Here is a 17642-nt window from a genome sequence, read left to right as displayed (position 1 = left end):
ATTATATGGAAGTATAAAGCAGCAAATAACTTAGTTAAGAAATTTCTATATTAATTTGTTACAAGATAATTGAAGATAACTTAAAAGAAAGAAGGCAAGGCAATGAAAACTATTTGGCATAGCATATTGCTCGCATTTCAATTTTTTACGGTTTTGCCTGTACATAAAGAGATTCCTCTATCTAAAAAAACAATTACGGGAATGTTCTCCTTTTTACCATGGATTGGTGCGCTTATGGGAGCTGTCGTTGCAGCGACAATCTTTAGTTTAACAGAATGGACATCTAGTAGTGATGTTCTATTAACATTTTTGATTGTCGGACTGTTTGCGTTTTTTACAGGGGGCTTGCATTTAGACGGCTTTATCGATATGGGTGATGCCTACTTTTCGTATCGAGATCGTGAAAAGCGTCTTGAAATTTTGGATGACCCACGGGTAGGCGCATTCGGTGTTTTGTCTGTCTTATTTCTAGTGTTAGGAAAATTCGTTGTCCTTCATGAGCTTTTTGTACAGAACAAACTATCATTGTGGATGCTCGTTTTCATACCTTTATTGACACGTGTGGGGATGAGCTTCTATTTTCTATCTTTAAAGTGCTCAAAGGAAAAAGGTTTAGCCTATTTTTTTAAAACACAACTGAACCATCGTGTATTGGCCAGTTTAATGATAATGACGCTTGTATTTGCAAGTTGTTGCGTATTTTTTGTAGTAGGCTTTTCAAGTTTACCATTCGTGCTCATTGCTGTTCTTGTCACTGCCTTTTTATTGTTTCGTCAATTTACAGTGCGCAATTTTGGCGGTGTATCAGGTGACTTGCTTGGAGCATCAATTGAAGGAATGGAGGTTGTGCTATGGGTGACATTGTTACTGTTCGTTTAATGAGGCATGCACCAACTAAAGAAAACTTGGAAAAGCGTTATATTGGCTGGACAGATTCTCCATTAGCAAATGCTGCAGCGCTTCCTATACTTAATGAAGCTGTAAAAAAGGTATATGGCAGTGATTTGCGACGGTGTCAAGAAACGGCTTCTCGTTATTTTCCAGATGCTAGCTATATTGCAGATGCAAGATTTCGGGAGTCTAATTTTGGTGATTTTGAATGTAAAACATATGATGAATTAAAGTCGGACATACGTTACTGTACGTGGCTAGATGACCCGACTAGTATATCACCACCAAACGGAGAACATTTTGAGTTGTTTTGTGATCGGGTGATTGCTGGATTTTTAGCATTGCCAAAAGATGAACGCGATTACTATCTCGTCGTGCACGGTGGGGTTGTACGAGCGTTACTTGTAGCATTTGCGCCACAGCAAAAGTCTTTTTGGTCGTATCAAGTACCGCATGATCGGGTATTTACGTTAACATTTTCCAAAGCGGCTTGGAAGGAGGGAGCAAGATGCATGTCTTTATCGGAGGGGCCTATAACGGGAAAACCGCCTATGTGACTCAATTGCTTGAGGAACAGAAAGTGGCGTTGATAAATGGGGTTATTCCACAGGTTGCACCTGCATGTGATGCGCTAATTATTAAAAACCTTGAACACTGGCTGATAAAGCAAAATCTTGAGGAAGATGAAGTGATTGTCAAAAATATTATGGCGAAGCTTAAAATTCTTGAAGAAAGCTGTCAGTTATATATTATTGTAACCGATATGGGACGTGGTGTAGTGCCAATGGAAAAACAGACACGGCTATTGCGTGACACTTGTGGTCGTTTGTATCAGGCGTTATTTGCAGAAGCAAAACAAGTTGACCGCATTTGGTATGGCATTGCAGAACGTATAAAATAATCAAAAGATTAGAGACAATTCCCAAGAGGGGCATTCACTATTTTTAGAAAAGGGGAAATGGAATGGATCGACAAAAATTAATGAATATAACACTAACTGCCATGGTGGCGGCGATTTGTGCTGTTGGAGCAGTCATTAAAATCCCGTCATTTGTATCAACGGCGGCATTAGACTCAGCACCAGCATTTTTGAGTATTGTGTTCTTATCACCTGTTTTAGCAGGAGTGGCAGGGTTAATCGGTCATGTTATTACAGCGATGACTTCTGGTTTTCCATATGGACCCTTGCATATTATTATTGCTATTGAAATGTTTATTGTCGTGTGGATATTTGGTGTAATGCATAAAAGAGGCATGCATTTTTGGAAATGGCCAGTAGCACTTTTACTAAATGGTGTCATTGCACCAATCCCTTTTTATTTCATTATAAGCCCAGCGTTTTTCTGGGGTTCATTAGCTAGTATTTTTATGGCAACAGTCATCAATCTTATTATTGTCGCTATTGTCATGCCGATTCTCTCGAAAGTGTTTGTCCGTAAGGAGGGGCGCGTGAATTGAGAAATGCAGTAAAAGTAGGGGAACTTATTGCCACAACCGACAATGCAGCAGCGATTGGTGAAAAACCACAAGATGTCGTATTTGCCCCCGATAAGTTAACAGCATATTTAACAGCGCGTGTTACTTTTTTAGAGCAGCTTGCAGCTGGAGCGATACCAATGCACATAATTCTCGCTAACTTTTCGGGTGATACCTCATGGACACGCTATGTCGCAGGCATTGGACAAGTTTTTGGAGAAGTAGGGCTATGCTGTCCTCCAATAGAGGGGAGTTCAGAATCCAATATGCCTACATTGCAATCGGGATTATCTATTACAATGCTAGGTGAAGTACAAAAAAGATTACCGTTTGATCGTGATCATCTGAGTTGGTACACATACGGGCTACCACTCGTAGGCATAGAAGTACTTGAACAACCCGAAGATGTTGCTCAGCTCCAGCCAATATTTCGTGCATGGCGTGAAGAAATTGTGCAACAAGTTTGGCCGGTAGGGTCGCAAGGACTACAAGCAGAATTTTCACGACTTTTTGGTCATCACCAAGTAAAAAGTTCGCTGGATACCGAAAAATCAGCTGGACCTTGTGCAGTTATATTATTAGGTATCAACCCCGAAAAAGAGCAATTAGCGCAAAAATTGTTTACACGAAATTTTGAGAAGTGCCAGTCACTCAAACAATTCTGAAAACTCGTAGTCGGTTAGTTTTAATTTGGAAGTTAAAATCGATGAAGTCTACTGCGGGTAAGCACAAAATGTAAAGCCGCAACCCGAACAGTAACGAGGGTTGCGGCATACAATGTGCTTCGCATAAAGTGAAGTGGATTTTTAAGCTACAGAAGCCTGTTTGAGTATACTTTATACAAATATTTTTAAGTTCTGCGCATATAAGCACGGACCGTTATTGGTGCGAAAATTGCTACAATAACTGCAGCACCGATAAGGGACGCACTTAAATCCCAACCGACTGTTCCATTATTAGTTAGTTCTCTAACTGCTGTGACTAGATGCGATATAGGATTGATCTTCACAAACCATTGCAAGAAGTTCGGTAATGTTTCAGCTGGTACAAAAGCGTTCGACAGAAACGTCAGCGGAAATAAAACGAGCATTGAAATCCCCTGTACACTGGAAGCAGTTCGTGCAATTACACCAAAGAAGGCAAAAATCCAACTCATAGCCCAAGCACAAACAATGACAAGAAGACCTGCTAGCACAACAAAACCTAAACCACCTTCTGGACGATATCCCATGATATAACCCATTGAAAAGGTTAAGACAGTTGCGATTGTATATCGAATCGTATCAGCTAATAACGCACCAGCCAATGGTGCAATACGTGCAATCGGTAAAGATTTAAACCTGTCAAAAACTCCTTTATCCATATCTTCTCGTAATTGAACACCAGTAACGATTGAGGTCGTAATAACTGTTTGAACTAGAATACCAGGAATAATAACTGGTAAATAACTTTGGACGTCACCAGAGATGGCACCACCAAAAATATACGTAAACATTAAAGTGAAAATAATAGGCTGTAGTGTTACATCAAACAATTGCTCAGGTGTGCGTCTAATTTTCAAAATGCCGCGATAAGCCATTGTTAATGAATTATTTATTGATTGACGTAAGCTCGTTCTGTTGGGTAGCTGACGTCCGCTATGTTGTTTTATTATTGAATTTTTCATCGTTTTGCATCTCCTACCTCATTAGCCTCTGAAAAAGCATTGTCCTGAACACCATGGCCAGTAATCGTTAGAAATACCTCATCTAAAGTTGGCTTTTGCACACTCATTTCGTCTAATAAGATTCCTTTTTGTCTAAGCGCAATAAGTAAATCTGTAACGAGGTCCGCATTCGTCATTGGAGCGGTTATCTTTCCGATATTAGAAGTTATCGTTGAAGGAACTTTTAGTACATGTTCAATTATTTGACGAGCATCACTAATATCGTTTGGATTTTGAATACTTAAATGCAGTGATGAAGTACCGACTGACGCTTTTAGTTCATCGACCGTTCCTTCAGCAACTACTCGACCATGATCAATAACAGCTATTCTGTCCGCAAGTTCATCGGCTTCTTGAAGGTACTGGGTTGTTAAAAGTACGGTTGAGCCCATATCTACCAATCGACGAATGGTATCCCACATTTGATTACGTGTTCGTGGATCTAATCCAGTCGTCGGTTCATCTAAGAAAATTAATGGAGGCTGAGCAATGAGACTTGCAGCTAAATCTAATCTTCGACGCATACCTCCAGAGAAATTTTTTAGTGGACGTTTTGCAGCATCTGTTAAACCAAATTCTTCTAACAGTTCAGCAGCTTTTTTTCGTGCATCAGCTCGCCCTAGTCCAAGTAGTCGAGAGAAGATAATTAAATTTTCTGTAGCACTAAGCGACTCATCTACTGAAGCATATTGACCTGTCACCCCGATCAATTGACGAACAATATGTGGTTCCTTCACCACATCATAGCCGAAGATACGTGTTGAACCAGCATCCGCGCGTAAAAGGGTTGCGAGCATTCTAATTGTTGTTGTTTTGCCTGCCCCATTTGGACCAAGCACACCGTATATACTGCCAGCGCGTACGTTTAAATCTACACTGTCAACAGCACGATGATCGCCAAAATTTTTAACTAAACCCTTTGCCTCAATGGCCCATTCTGGATTGCGCAATATTCCTTCTCGGTTGTTCATTTCTTTCAAAATTATTCCTCCTTACATACTCTTCATAAATGTTGCATTGTAATGAATTTTCATAGCAAATGACTTTCTTTTCTAGCTATCATTTTAGAAAAATGTTCATAAACGGATAATACAATAAATTTATGAACTGAATATTAACTGAGAAATAATATTGAGGATGAATTAATTTTGTTGTTTCTATTTTCATAAAAAATATATTAGCAAAGCTATTAAATTCAAAATTGTTTGAGTGCCTGGCACTTAGGAATGATTTTCAGTTATAATGAATATCGAATGTGATTTACACGGAACGGAGACGAAAGAATGCAGGCAGTTAGACAGTTAGGGCACTTTTTAGGGCCCTATAAATTTTTTACATTGATTGCACCAATTTTAATGGTGCTTGAGGTAACGATGGATTTAATCCAACCAACTATTATGCAACATATGATTGATACGGGAATTGCGAATAATGACAATCCGTATGTATTTAAAATGTTTTTATTTATGCTTATGAGTGCCGTCCTTGGATTAGTAGGGGGGCTTGGATGCTCAATTTATAGCTCCAAAGCAGCCATTCACTTTGCCTCAGATGTACGTCAGTCATTATATGAGAAAATGATGACGTATTCGGCAAAGGAAAGGGATGCGTTTACTACTGGAAAGCTAATTACGATTTTAACAAGTGATGTGGAAAGCATCCAACGTGCGTTTATGATGACGCTACGTATTTTTGTACGTGGACCGTTATTATTTATTGGTGCGGTTGTCATCGTATTTGTGACGGCTCGCGAGTTATTTTCAATATTGCTCGTGATTGTGCCGATTTTAATCATCGCAATGTATTTTTTCACTAAGTATTCAGGTGTTTTATATCGTAAAGTACAAGAGGCGATTGACGGCGTTAATACTAAGCTACAGGAGAATTTAGCAGGTATTCGTGTAGTAAAGGCTTTTCGTCGTGAAAAGCATCAAGTAGAGCAATTCGCGGGACTTAATGACACACTTACGAAACGTTTTATTACAGCAGAACAAATTGTCGGTGTACTCGTACCATTTACAATGTTTGTCGTGAACCTCGGAATTGTTGCTGCACTTTGGCTTGGTGCTATTAAAGTTGAAGCAGGCACGTTGCAAGTCGGTGTAATACTTGCTTTTATTAACTATTTAACGATTATTTTAAATGGGCTTATGTCTTCTAGTATGGTCTTAATGCAAATTGCTCGTGCACTTCCATCTGGAGAGCGTATTGTCGACGTTCTAAACAAGGAAGTAGCGGTGCAAGAAGCAGCGCAGCCGATTACTTCGTCAATTCAAGGAACAATCGACTTTCAAAATGTGAGCTACCGTTACTATGAAACGTCAGAAGATGTGCTGAAAAATATTACTTTTTCTGGAAAGGCGGGTCAAACCGTAGGGCTAATTGGTAAAACGGGTAGTGGGAAATCAACACTTGTAAAGCTATTACCGCGTCTTTTTGACCCGACTAGTGGTACTATTCTGCTGGATGGCAAGCCGCTCAATCAATATGCATTACACACGCTACGTGAACATATCGGCTTTACCTCTCAAAAAGCCTTACTTTTTTCTGGACCAATCGAAAAAAATATACGCCTTGGTAAGGAAGAAGCGACAAATGAGGAATTACAGCAGGCACTGGATGCAGCCTGTGCATCTGAATTTGTTGATAAGCTTGAACAAGGACTGGCGCATGAGCTATCACAGGGTGCAACGAATCTATCGGGTGGCCAAAAGCAACGATTAGCACTGACACGGGCATTTGTAAGAAAGCCAGCAATATTAGTTTTAGACGATACAACCTCCGCCCTTGATAGTGCATCTGAAAAGCATGTACAGCAAGCAATTAGCGAACATTTTCAAGAAACAACAACATTTATCGTCGCGTCGAAAATTACTTCCATCCAACAGGCAAATCTTATTTTAGTGTTAGAGGATGGCCAAATTGTTGGCCAAGGTACGCATCAGCAATTATTACAAAGTAACCAACCTTACCAAGCAATCTACGCTTCACAGCAAAAGGCTGGTGAACAACAATGAGTCAAAATCAACCAAAGCAAATGAATTTTGGACGTGGGCCACGTATGGGTGGACCTGCTGAAAAGGCAAAAAACCAAAAAAACACAATATTACGTGTATGGCAATATGTCAGCCAACAAAAAGTAGGGCTGTTCTTTTCGATATTTTTCGTCATCGCCTCTACATTTTTAAGCTTGGCAGGACCTTATTTGATCGGACATATTGTTGATGATTATATTATGAAAAAACAAGTCGCTGGTACGATTCGACTTGGTATTGTGCTAGCCTGTATTTTTACGGTAGCATCGATTTTCACTTGGCTACAAACATATGTCATGATTCAAGTGGCGATGAAGACAATACGTACATTACGCCTTGAACTATTTAAAAAACTTCAAACATTAACACTGAAATTTTTCGATCAACGTGCACTTGGTGATTTAATGAGCCGTGTAACGAATGATATTGATAACTTAAATACAGCATTAGCACAAAGTGTGACGCAAATCGTATCTTCCATTTTAACAGTAATCGGTGTTAGCATTGCGATGTTCTCGCTTAGCTGGCAGTTAGCCATTGTGACACTAATTATTATTCCTTTAATTGTTTTCACAACAAAGCAAATTGTCAAACGTAGTAGTAAAAACTATGCGGCTCGTCAACGTGATTTAGGAAAACTGAATGGAACGATTGAAGAAATGATTACGGGAGCGGAAGTACTTACACTTTTCGGTAAAGAACAGCAAACGATTGAATCTTTCCGTAAACAAAATAACAACCTACGCGACTCAGCACAACGCGCAGAAATTACTTCAGGCTTATTAGGACCAATCAATAACTTTATGAATAACTTAGGGCTAGCAGTCGTAATCGGTACTGGGGCATTTTTAGCGGTGAAAGGGGTAGTGACCGTCGGGATAATCGCGGCATTTGTCACATACACGCGTCAATTTTTCCGTCCGTTGAATCAGCTGTCGAATTTATTGAATACTTTCCAATCGGCGATTGCGGGGGCAGAACGAGTATTTGAAATTTTAGACGAACCATCGGAAGTAGCGGATAAAAAGGATGCAATTGATAGTCGAAGCTTAAAAGGGGAAGTCGCATTTCAAAACGTCTCCTTTAGCTATTTGCCAAATCAGCCAATACTAAAAAATATTAATTTTCATGCTAAGGCAGGAGACACCATTGCACTTGTTGGTCCAACTGGCTCAGGGAAAACGACAATTATTAACCTACTAACACGTTTTTATGATGTGGATGCAGGTGAGATTCTTATTGATGGTCATAATATTGAGGACTATAAAATGGCAACAATTCGTAAGCGCGTTGGTGTTGTGTTACAAGATACTTATTTATTTACTGGTACTATTCGCGAAAATATTCGCTTTGGTAAGCTAGATGCTTCTGATGCAGAGGTGGAGGAAGCCGCTAAAATTGCGAATGCGCATAATTTTATTAAATACTTACCAGCGCAATATGATACAGCTGTACAGGCGGGTGGAGCTAATTTAAGTCAAGGGCAACGACAGCTGATAGCTATTGCTCGTGCCATTTTAGAAAATGCTGATATTTTAATATTGGATGAAGCGACATCTAGCGTAGATACGCAAACAGAGGTCGATATTCAAAAAGGATTACAGCATTTAATGCGTGGTCGTACTAGCTTTGTGATTGCACACCGTCTGAAAACAATTGAAAACGCCGATCAAATTTTAGTTATTCAACAAGGCGAAATTGTTGAGCAAGGTAACCATCAGCAACTTATGCAAAAACAAGGAATATACAGAAACCTACAGCAAAAGCTACTTTTAGAAAAAGATGAGCTAAGCTTATAAAACATTTAAAGTTTCATGAGAAAATATTTATTTTTTCATGAAACTTTTTCCATTGTCTGATTGTCTAACTACAAATTGTGTTGCACGTTACATTTTGAAAAAATAAAAATATTTTTCTGTTATAAGGTTTGCACAATTGCAATCACGAAGCTTCATGGATGGGGGGCGAGCAAAGTGATAAAAGCGCAGAAGGATGCTTGTTTATCAAAAGCGATGACACAGTATGGCGATTACTTAGTGCGCGTGTGCTATACATATGTACAAAACTGGGCAGTAGCCGAAGATTTAGTGCAAGATACATTTGTAAAATATTATGAAAAAATGGACCAGTTTCGAGAAGAAGCATCTGTAAAAACGTATTTATATCGTATTGCTATTAATCATTGTCATAATTATTTATCTAGTTGGCGTTATAAAAAAATACAAGTAATTGATTATTGGAATAAATTAACTGGAAATGAAATGAATCCAGTTATTCAAGTGCTTGCAAATGAGTCCGATAGTATGTTAATTGCTGCCATTGAAAAGCTACCTACAAAATACAAGGATGTCTTATTATTATTCCACTTTGCAGAATTATCGTTAAATGAAGTTGCTGAAGCGTTAAAGATGAAAGAAAATACAGTTAAGACAAGGTTAAGAAGGGCACGTCAATTAATTGGCCTGACATTACAAGAGGAGGGGTTTGAATATGGATCAGATTCGTAATGCTATTAATACTGTCTATAAAGAAGGTACGTTTTCAATGGACAATCAAACAAAAACCTTTCGAAAAATCCATCAGCTAAGAAAAAGCTCCCTAACCCCTGTTTTATTAACGGTATTCTTAACAGTAAGTCTGGTTATAGGACTAGATGTGCTTTTATTTAAAATCGAACAAATAACACCCGATATGCCTGTAATATCTGGCTCTGCATTGTACACTGAAAAATCTGGGAAGGAAAAAGACTATACAGTTCTCCAGCAACCTTGGATGATGGTTGGGGTAGTAGCAATTGCTATTTCAGGTTGCTTTGCACTCTATGCGCTACGTAAAAAGTGGCTATGGTGGTTGTTGCTTTGTGCAATCATTATAATAACAATTGTTGGAAATATGTCTGAACGCATTGGCTATCGCTATTATGTAGCAAATGAAGCCGATATCGTAAATACTTTGCAATCAGGGGTATGGCCCATAGGAAATACCGATGATTTACGTCTATTTGACACGATTACCATCAATCAATATCGTATGAGTTATTTTTCTACACCTAGTATGCAAGGCATTGCTTTTTTCAAGCATGATAGTAAAGGTTATAAATTGGATCACTTTTTTTTGAACTCGGACGACACAATGCAAGTTATGGCGGTACCGAACATTCAATATATTGTAATTCCGCTTGTGAAGCAAAATACCATTAAGAAGTTAATCATAAACATCAATGACGAACAGATTGAATTGGCTGTAAATGCTAATCGTGCACAACTAGTTGCAGTACCTTACCACTCGAATGTCGATTTATCAGCCGTCACAATACGAGCTGTTCACCAAAACGGTACTGTTGACGATTTATATGAACAAACAGACATTTATATTGCGCCAGACAGTGAATAGCTAAACATTTACTGAACCCTTCTTCTTGAACACTGCAAAAGTGACAAGATGAAGGGTTCAACTTTTGCGAGTAGCAGCATATAGATGGATGGGAATGAAAAAGCAGATAGCTACGTCTTAGGTCTTAGTCGAAGTTAAAGCTAAAGGTCGTTTTTATATTTCCTAATTCAGATAAAATGGATTTAATGGAAGAATATATAGTGGGAGGAAATAAAAGTGAAAAAATTTTTATGCTTTGCTTTAATGGTTAGCGCTTCGTTAATAGTTTTAACTGGTTGTTCTTCTTTTGTTCCCGAGAAAGAAAAAGAAGATACTTTTTCGGTTAAAAAGGATGATGCGAAGAAGTTAGATGTAGAAATTAATCTTGGTGTCGGTGAAATGACGGTTGCAAAAGGTGCAACGGAATGGATGGAAGGAAGCGCTCAATATAACATAAAAAAATTAGCGCCAAAAGTACACTACAAACAACGCGGGAAAACCGGTGATTTAGTCATTGAGCATAAAGGATCTACTAAAGTTAGAATTGGCAATATAAAAAACGTTTGGGATATCGAACTGAATGAAGATATACCGATGGATCTTTCTGTGGAGACAGGTGCATCAAAAGCAAGGCTCGATTTAAGAGGTCTAAAGCTTGAAAACTTAGATATTGAAACGGGTGTAGGAGATCTATACGTTGATCTAGGTGGTGAATGGAAAGAAAGCTTTGAAACGAATATTGAAACGGGTGTTGGTCAAACTACGGTTATTTTACCTTCAAAAGTCGGCGTAAAAATTACAACTGAAAAAGGAATTGGCTCCATCAATCTTGAGGGCTTTATTGCTAAAGGGAAAGGGGTTTATGTCAATGAAGCGTATGAACAAGCAGACGTTATACTAGACATAAACTCTGAAATTGGCGTAGGCGATATTACATTTAAACTGGATAAATAAGTACTTTCTATATTTCTTTAAAATTGTGCGTCAAATACATCAGGTAAATTGTATTTGACGCTTATTTTGTGTTAGCTTAAAAGAAGCAACAGAGATTGAAGGAGCGAACGTATTGAGAACTTTTACATATAAGCAACCCGCATCGATTGAATCGACAGAGTTAGTTCAAATAGTGAATGAGGAAGGGAACATATCTTCAAATGTACAACGGATTTACTCTAATGGGCTGAAAAAGGCTTTTGACCGTATGATGGATTATCGGTATTTTGTACAATTCGATGTAAGCGCGGTGGATGGGCAACGTCTTTTCACATGTAAAAAAATATCCCGACGGGGGCGTGTTCATTTTAAAGGGAAGGATATTGTAACAGGCAAAGATTATATGATTGCCTATGATGGCTGGCAAATTATGATTCCTGATTTAATCATAACAGATGGTCAATATAAAATAATGCTGAATAAGGAAATGGAGGACTGGTCACTGTTTACATTGAATGAACAGCCGATTGCACGATGGCAAGCAGTTTATCAAGAAACACATTTTGACATTACGCTTCAAATTGAAGAAACTAGCCCGATTCAGCACGAAGCTTTTTTTATTGCAATAGGACAGGCTGTGTTATTTGTCGGTGCATAGTATGTTAAATGATAAAACTGCCGTTGATTTTCGCTACTGGCGTATGCTTTCCAACTTAGCACACAATCTGTAATGTATGTCGAAACCCGCTCCAGTCAGTATAATTGTTTGAGTGCCTGGCACTTACCCGTGGCACCTACTGCATCAAAGGTGAACTTGATGCCTTTTATCTATATTGTGTACAGCTCTCATTATGGGAGCTGTTTTTTTATTGAATGTCGGGGTTAATCATAGGAAATTCACTGTTATAATGTTAAATATAGTATAAACTGTATTCGCTAGTTTCGAGGTTCTAAATTGAAAATTTGAACACAAACAAATGTGTGAAAGAAAAAGAGTTTTAGGTAAATTTTCTTGAGGAGAGAGTGGAATGAAGAAAAAGCCGATTTACGTTGAGATTGATATGCAAGCATCAATTGAAGATGCATGGAAATATACTCAAAATCCGAAGCTCCATGAGCAGTGGGATTTGCGTTTTACTAAAATTACATATGAAGATAAAAAGTTTCCGAATGAACCACAACGCTTTACCTATGAAACGAAGGTTATGCCTGGTTTAACAGTAAGTGGTTGGGGAGAAAGCAAAGGGGAGCATATGAAAAAAGATGGTACGAAAATTTCTTCTTTGCATTTTGGGACTCCCCAGAAAATATCGCCAATCGCAGAGGGAAAAGGATACTGGAGGTATATCCCTAAAGAGCAAGGCGTAACATTTTTAACGCAATATGATTATGAGGTGCGTTATGGGAAACTTGGTAAACTATTAGATTTTACGTTTCGTCCACTAATGGGGTGGGCAACAGCACTCAGCTTTGACGTATTAAAAAGATGGTTAGAGAAGGGAGAAAAACCAAGTACCCAATATGTTCGCTTCTTTTTAACCATGCTTATTAGTATATCCTTTTGCATTGTTTGGCTGTACCATGGCCTTGTACCAAAAGTGATGATTCAGCATCCTGAAGAAATAATGATGGTAAAGGAATCACTTTCCATTTTGAATGGTGCCACAACAACGAGAAGTGACGCCAATCTAAATAATGAGACTTTTCTAGTTTTTTGTATTGGTATTGCAGAAATGATTTTTGCGCTTTGCTGGTTATTACCGAGAGGGAAGCGGATGCTCTTTCGGTTACAAATTATTTTGTTTCCATTATTAACGCTCGGCGCAGTACTTGTAAATACAAATATTGCGATGGCGCCATTTAATCCAGTGACCTTTAATGGCGCATTATGGGTACTCTCCATTGTTGGGTTTATTCTTAGTAAAGATTTACCTAGTGCGAAAAGTTGTAAACGAAAGCGAGGGGAAAATGGATGACTATTTACCAAACATTATTAGGTGAGGATTTTAAAAAACTTCATCCGAAACTGCAACAACGCTATGCATTACCATTAAATCAAACTTTTTATGCAAAAGGTGTTATGCATAGCATAGAATCAGGTGCAAAATGGATGCGTCCTTTTTATATGGTTGCTGCAAGGTTTAAGTTTTTATTTCCCGAATCCGGAAAGCATATCCCATTTACAATAAGCAATACTTGTCGCCAATTACCTAATGGAGAACTAGAAGTAAAATGGGAACGAACTTTTTTTATGACTAAAAAAACAAGGCATTTTGATGCAAGAATGACGGTAGATCCGGTCAAAAAAGTTGTAAAGGATTATTTGGGCTCACCAGCTCTTTTCTATTCCGACTTATTGTTTTCTGTAACACAAGAGGGAAAATTAGTAATACGGTCTGGCGCACAGCGTTTTGTTATGTCTAAACTAGAATGTAAAATTCCTAAAATGTTAGAAGGGCATGTAATCGTCGAGGAAGGCTATGATGATAACAGAAATGTTTTTACAATTCATGTATATATTCATAATCCACTTTTAGGGAGGTTAATGATGTATGCTGGCGAATTTACGCAAACATCTCTTTAGTCCTGTGTTATTAATTGGTTGGGTACTCATAATCATCTGCTACCTGTTTAGTAAGCAACCCGATTATTTGATTTTGCTTACATTTGCTCAACTTGTATTAGTCCCTGCTATGTTAAAAATGGTTGTAGCTTTCGATAAAAAAGGTCATGTAATTATAATTGCGATGATGCTTGCTGTAACACTATTACATTGGTTAGCTGATAGTGAGTTAGCAATTTACTTAGCTGTTGTGTATGTTCTTTATACAGCGTTTATTGCACTACAGGGTTTGACACGATTTTTACAGCGTGGTTTTACGAATACCGCTGAAATCGCCATAGATATTGGGCTCATATATATATTTATTGGAGGACTATGGTTTTTTGCTTATATTGCGGAGATTGATACAGGATTTTCGCCGTTAATTACGTGGTTAACTGCAATCCACTTTCATTATTCTGCATGTTTATTAGCTATTTCTATTGGTTTGTTTGGAAGGATACATAAAAATAAAGGATACAATATCGTCGTTTTGATTTTATTGACAGGTCCACTGCTTGTTGCACTCGGAATTACGTTTTCAACAATCATTGAAATTGTGTCAGTTGCGCTTTACATAGGTGCTATCTATTGGCTGTTTACACTTTCGTTGAAGACAAGTTTGCCTAGAAGACAGGGTCTCTTGTTGCGGATTTCTTATGGTTCATTATGTTTGACAATATTATGGTCCTTACTTTACGCATTTGGTAATTTTACTGGCATAATTCTTGTCAGTATACCTGATATGCTAACATTTCATGGCTTAGTGAATTGCTTGCTGTTTGGATTAGTCGGCGTAATCGCATGGGGCTTAGAAGTCCCGAAATCTACCCATCAACCATTTACTTTTCCAGTAAGTCGTATACGGGGAAAATTACATACAACAGGAGATGCCCATGCAGGTTTAGTTGATGCACTTCAAGAATTTGTAGATACGCGTAAGCTTCCTCAAGTCATTCCTCATTTTTATGAACAAACGAACTGTTATCGACTAAATGCTTCCGTACAATGGCGGGCATGGTTTAAACCACTAGCGTTTATCTATCAAGGCATAAGCCGTTGGATGCAGCAGCTTAATTTACCTTTGACAAGCAAGCAAGTAGAGATGAATGGCATTATTGTCAAAGTAGATGATCGACAAGATGGTCGACATGCCCCACGTGCATGGATTCGAAAAATCGATGAGCAAACAACTTTTGTGGCCATATATTCACAACATACGACAGCTCAAACAACGTATATGAATATTGCATTACCTCTTCCTTTTTCAACAATGATAGGTATTTTATATGTATATGAAAAAGATGGGGAATTACATATAACAAGCTCCCGAGGAGGGGATGCAGGCATCTATTTAGCAATGAAACACTATGTATTTAGACTGCCTTTAAATGAGCATTTTACTATTAGTGCTAAAAATGAGACAACATTATCTGCTGTTCATACGATGCGCATTTTTGGACTGCCTTTTTTACGTATAGATTATCAGATCGAAGAAAAATAAGACGACCCATAAATCTCCCATTTCATTTTGAAAACGAAATGGGAGATTTAATTTTGTAGCTATAATACCATCGAAAACGGGTGAAAAGTCTTAGTATTATCCCTCATTTATAATCCAATAGGGAAAACAATTTGTAAAAAGGATGCTGAAAAACACAAAGAAACTACTAATTTATTCAATTTTATATAAGAAAAATTCTAAAATCATCCTGAAACAAAAGAAAAATGGTAGATTACTAATATTGTGCAATAGAGTTAAAATTTCTTGATTGTAAGCAAAGATTTTTTTCGGTTTAAAAAAGTTTTATATTATATTTCATTAGCAAAGTGAAGGGGATTAAAATATGACTTTAAAAAAGGGGAGATTGAATAATGCACTTTAAATCTATTGGCAAAAGAATTGTTTTTGCATTTAGTATTGTAGTAGCAGTAATTGTTTTTTATATTAGTTTTAATTTTTACGAAATATCGCAAAGTAATAATGCAACTGAACAAATTGTAAATGAGGAATTACAATTATTAATTACAGATTATGAGTTAGCATCAACTATTGGATTACGGATTGCGGCAGCACGTGGATATGTGTTGTCTGGTAATGAAAAATATAAAAATATTTATAGTGAAAACGTAGAGAGAGCACTTAAAAATGAAAAAATACGATTATCTATTTCGGAATCGTCGGAATTTAACAAGTATTCGGAAATGGCGAAAGAATGGAGTAGCTATGTCCAAAAAGAAGTATTTGATGTATATGATCAAGGAAATATGGAATTAGCTGTACATAATTTAGCGGCAATGGATACGAAAGCTACGGAAATTCGTGAAGGATATGAAGGCTTAGCGGAACAACGTAAACAATCCATTAATGCAGTTGGAGATTCACTAATTACTTCGGGGGAACGGAAGCAAACTGCGAGTATTATCGTTGGAATACTTATAGTCGTCATTGCAATTATTACAGCGCTAATTAGTGCTCGTCTTATTTCTAAACCAATTATTTTGATTACTAAACGCATGCAGCGCATTACAGAAGGTGTTTTAAGTGAGCCTGCTCTAATTGTAAAAACAAAGGATGAAATAGGCCAATTAACAGAAGCAACAAACACTATGTCTCAAATCTTAAATGATTTGTTAAAACATATTCAATCGGTATCAAATGAAGTTGCTACACATAGTGAAGAACTAATGCAATCAGCTACAGAGGTCAAAGATGGTACAGAGCAAATCGTTGATACGGTTGCAGAAATAGCGAGTGGAACAGAAGTGCAAGCGAGTAATGCTTCTGATGTTGCGACAAGTATGACGGACTTTTCAACGAAAGTAACAGATGTCAATCAAAGTAGTAAAGACGTCTATCAGTTCTCTGAATCCGTGATGAGGTTAACAGAAGAGGGCAAAGAGCTTATGGAAGCTTCTACACAGCAAATGATGGCGATTGACTTTATTGTGAAGGATTCGGTTGAAAAGGTAGATGAGTTAAATAAACAAACGCAGGAAATCTCTAAAATTATAGCAGTTATTCAAGAAATAGCTGCGCAAACTAATTTATTGGCACTAAACGCTGCAATTGAAGCGGCACGTGCTGGGGAGCATGGTAAGGGCTTTGCCGTCGTAGCGGATGAAGTTCGAAAACTTGCTGAACAAGTATCTGCATCAATTAATGAAATCACTAATATTATAAAAATAATTCAAGATGATTCAATGACTGTAACAACATCATTAGAAAAAGGTTATGGAGAGGTTGCAAAAGGTACTACACAAATAGTTTCCACAAATGAGACATTTAGTGATATTGCAAATGCTGTTTACTCCATGTCATCTAGCATCGTTCACATGTCTACTAAGCTAGAAGAGGTTGTACAAAGTACGATGGATATTAATAAATCAGTTGATGAAATTGCTGCTGTTTCAGAGCAATCAGCAGCAGGTATTCAAGAAACTTCTGCGACGATAGAACAAGCCGCAAGCTCTATGGACGAAATTAAAAATAGTTCAAGTAATTTAGCGGTAATGGCAGAAAATTTAAATGACCTAGTTGGTAAATTTAAATTATAAAAATTATTAAACCTATCTGATTTCATACTTTCATCACAATTAGACGATATACTATTGTAATGGAAGGTGG

At 37.6% G+C, this 17642-nt stretch carries 17 protein-coding genes; 15 read left to right on the top strand and 2 right to left on the bottom strand.

The annotated features are described in order from the left end of the window. Positions 1-102: 102 nt before the first annotated feature. From cobS to ACIP9G_RS02605, 5 genes are all read left to right on the top strand, one after another. Entirely contained in the window at positions 103-879 is a 777-nt protein-coding gene (gene cobS / locus ACIP9G_RS02625; RefSeq protein ID WP_401017173.1) for an adenosylcobinamide-GDP ribazoletransferase, read from the top strand. Next, positions 852-1448, top strand: coding sequence for a histidine phosphatase family protein (locus ACIP9G_RS02620; protein ID WP_401017172.1), 597 nt, complete (start codon positions 852-854; stop codon positions 1446-1448). The genes cobS and ACIP9G_RS02620 overlap by 28 nt, the downstream gene beginning before the upstream one ends. Then, positions 1400-1792: a bifunctional adenosylcobinamide kinase/adenosylcobinamide-phosphate guanylyltransferase gene (locus ACIP9G_RS02615; protein ID WP_401017170.1), complete on the top strand. Its 393-nt coding sequence runs from the start codon at positions 1400-1402 to the stop codon at positions 1790-1792. Before ACIP9G_RS02620 ends, ACIP9G_RS02615 begins: the two co-directional genes overlap by 49 nt. A gap of 62 nt (positions 1793-1854) precedes the next feature. Then, a complete protein-coding gene (locus ACIP9G_RS02610) occupies positions 1855-2349 on the top strand; it encodes an ECF transporter S component (RefSeq protein ID WP_401017168.1) in 495 nt (164 codons plus the stop codon). Further along, positions 2346-3032, top strand: a complete 687-nt coding sequence (locus tag ACIP9G_RS02605; RefSeq protein WP_401017166.1) for a hypothetical protein — start codon at positions 2346-2348, stop codon at positions 3030-3032. Before ACIP9G_RS02610 ends, ACIP9G_RS02605 begins: the two co-directional genes overlap by 4 nt. Positions 3033-3217: 185 nt before the next feature. Here ACIP9G_RS02605 and ACIP9G_RS02600 read toward each other — a convergent pair whose 3' ends face one another. Both ACIP9G_RS02600 and ACIP9G_RS02595 read right to left on the bottom strand, forming a co-directional pair. Beyond that, complete coding sequence (locus ACIP9G_RS02600) at positions 3218-4033, bottom strand: ABC transporter permease (protein ID WP_340824139.1); 816 nt, start codon at positions 4031-4033, stop codon at positions 3218-3220. Next, entirely contained in the window at positions 4030-5043 is a 1014-nt protein-coding gene (locus tag ACIP9G_RS02595) for an ATP-binding cassette domain-containing protein (RefSeq protein WP_401018148.1), read from the bottom strand. Before ACIP9G_RS02595 ends, ACIP9G_RS02600 begins: the two co-directional genes overlap by 4 nt. A 312-nt stretch (positions 5044-5355) precedes the next feature. On the opposite strand from ACIP9G_RS02595, the gene ACIP9G_RS02590 reads away from it, so the two are divergent. The 10 genes from ACIP9G_RS02590 to ACIP9G_RS02545 all read left to right on the top strand — a co-directional run bounded on the left by ACIP9G_RS02590 (position 5356) and on the right by ACIP9G_RS02545 (position 17572). After that, positions 5356-7089, top strand: coding sequence for an ABC transporter ATP-binding protein (locus ACIP9G_RS02590; protein WP_401017165.1), 1734 nt, complete (start codon positions 5356-5358; stop codon positions 7087-7089). Then, positions 7086-8906 carry an ABC transporter ATP-binding protein gene (locus ACIP9G_RS02585; protein WP_401017163.1) on the top strand — a complete coding sequence of 607 codons (1821 nt, stop codon included), beginning with the start codon at positions 7086-7088 and terminating at the stop codon, positions 8904-8906. The genes ACIP9G_RS02590 and ACIP9G_RS02585 overlap by 4 nt, the downstream gene beginning before the upstream one ends. A 174-nt stretch (positions 8907-9080) precedes the next feature. Beyond that, positions 9081-9614, top strand: a complete 534-nt coding sequence (locus tag ACIP9G_RS02580; RefSeq protein ID WP_340824143.1) for a sigma-70 family RNA polymerase sigma factor — start codon at positions 9081-9083, stop codon at positions 9612-9614. Next, positions 9598-10500, top strand: coding sequence for a hypothetical protein (locus tag ACIP9G_RS02575; RefSeq protein WP_401017161.1), 903 nt, complete (start codon positions 9598-9600; stop codon positions 10498-10500). The genes ACIP9G_RS02580 and ACIP9G_RS02575 overlap by 17 nt, the downstream gene beginning before the upstream one ends. Positions 10501-10716: 216 nt before the next feature. Continuing rightward, positions 10717-11433: a toast rack family protein gene (locus tag ACIP9G_RS02570; RefSeq protein ID WP_401017159.1), complete on the top strand. Its 717-nt coding sequence runs from the start codon at positions 10717-10719 to the stop codon at positions 11431-11433. A 112-nt stretch (positions 11434-11545) separates the two neighbouring features. Further along, entirely contained in the window at positions 11546-12070 is a 525-nt protein-coding gene (locus ACIP9G_RS02565; protein ID WP_401017157.1) for a tubby C-terminal domain-like protein, read from the top strand. A 370-nt stretch (positions 12071-12440) separates the two neighbouring features. Then, the gene (locus ACIP9G_RS02560) at positions 12441-13388 is read left to right on the top strand and encodes a DoxX-like family protein (protein ID WP_401017155.1); all 948 of its coding nucleotides are present in this window, start codon (positions 12441-12443) and stop codon (positions 13386-13388) included. After that, on the top strand, positions 13385-13996 hold the full coding sequence (locus ACIP9G_RS02555) for a DUF4166 domain-containing protein (RefSeq protein WP_340824148.1): 612 nt from the start codon (positions 13385-13387) through the stop codon (positions 13994-13996). The genes ACIP9G_RS02560 and ACIP9G_RS02555 overlap by 4 nt, the downstream gene beginning before the upstream one ends. Continuing rightward, entirely contained in the window at positions 13965-15518 is a 1554-nt protein-coding gene (locus ACIP9G_RS02550; protein ID WP_401017153.1) for a YndJ family protein, read from the top strand. The genes ACIP9G_RS02555 and ACIP9G_RS02550 overlap by 32 nt, the downstream gene beginning before the upstream one ends. A 371-nt stretch (positions 15519-15889) precedes the next feature. Beyond that, positions 15890-17572, top strand: coding sequence for a methyl-accepting chemotaxis protein (locus ACIP9G_RS02545; RefSeq protein WP_401017151.1), 1683 nt, complete (start codon positions 15890-15892; stop codon positions 17570-17572). The last annotated feature ends 70 nt before the right edge of the window (positions 17573-17642 follow it).

This window comes from Lysinibacillus sp. NPDC093197 (assembly GCF_044754025.1).
Classification (GTDB): domain Bacteria; phylum Bacillota; class Bacilli; order Bacillales_A; family Planococcaceae; genus Lysinibacillus.
This window is presented reverse-complemented; position numbering and strand designations above follow the sequence as displayed.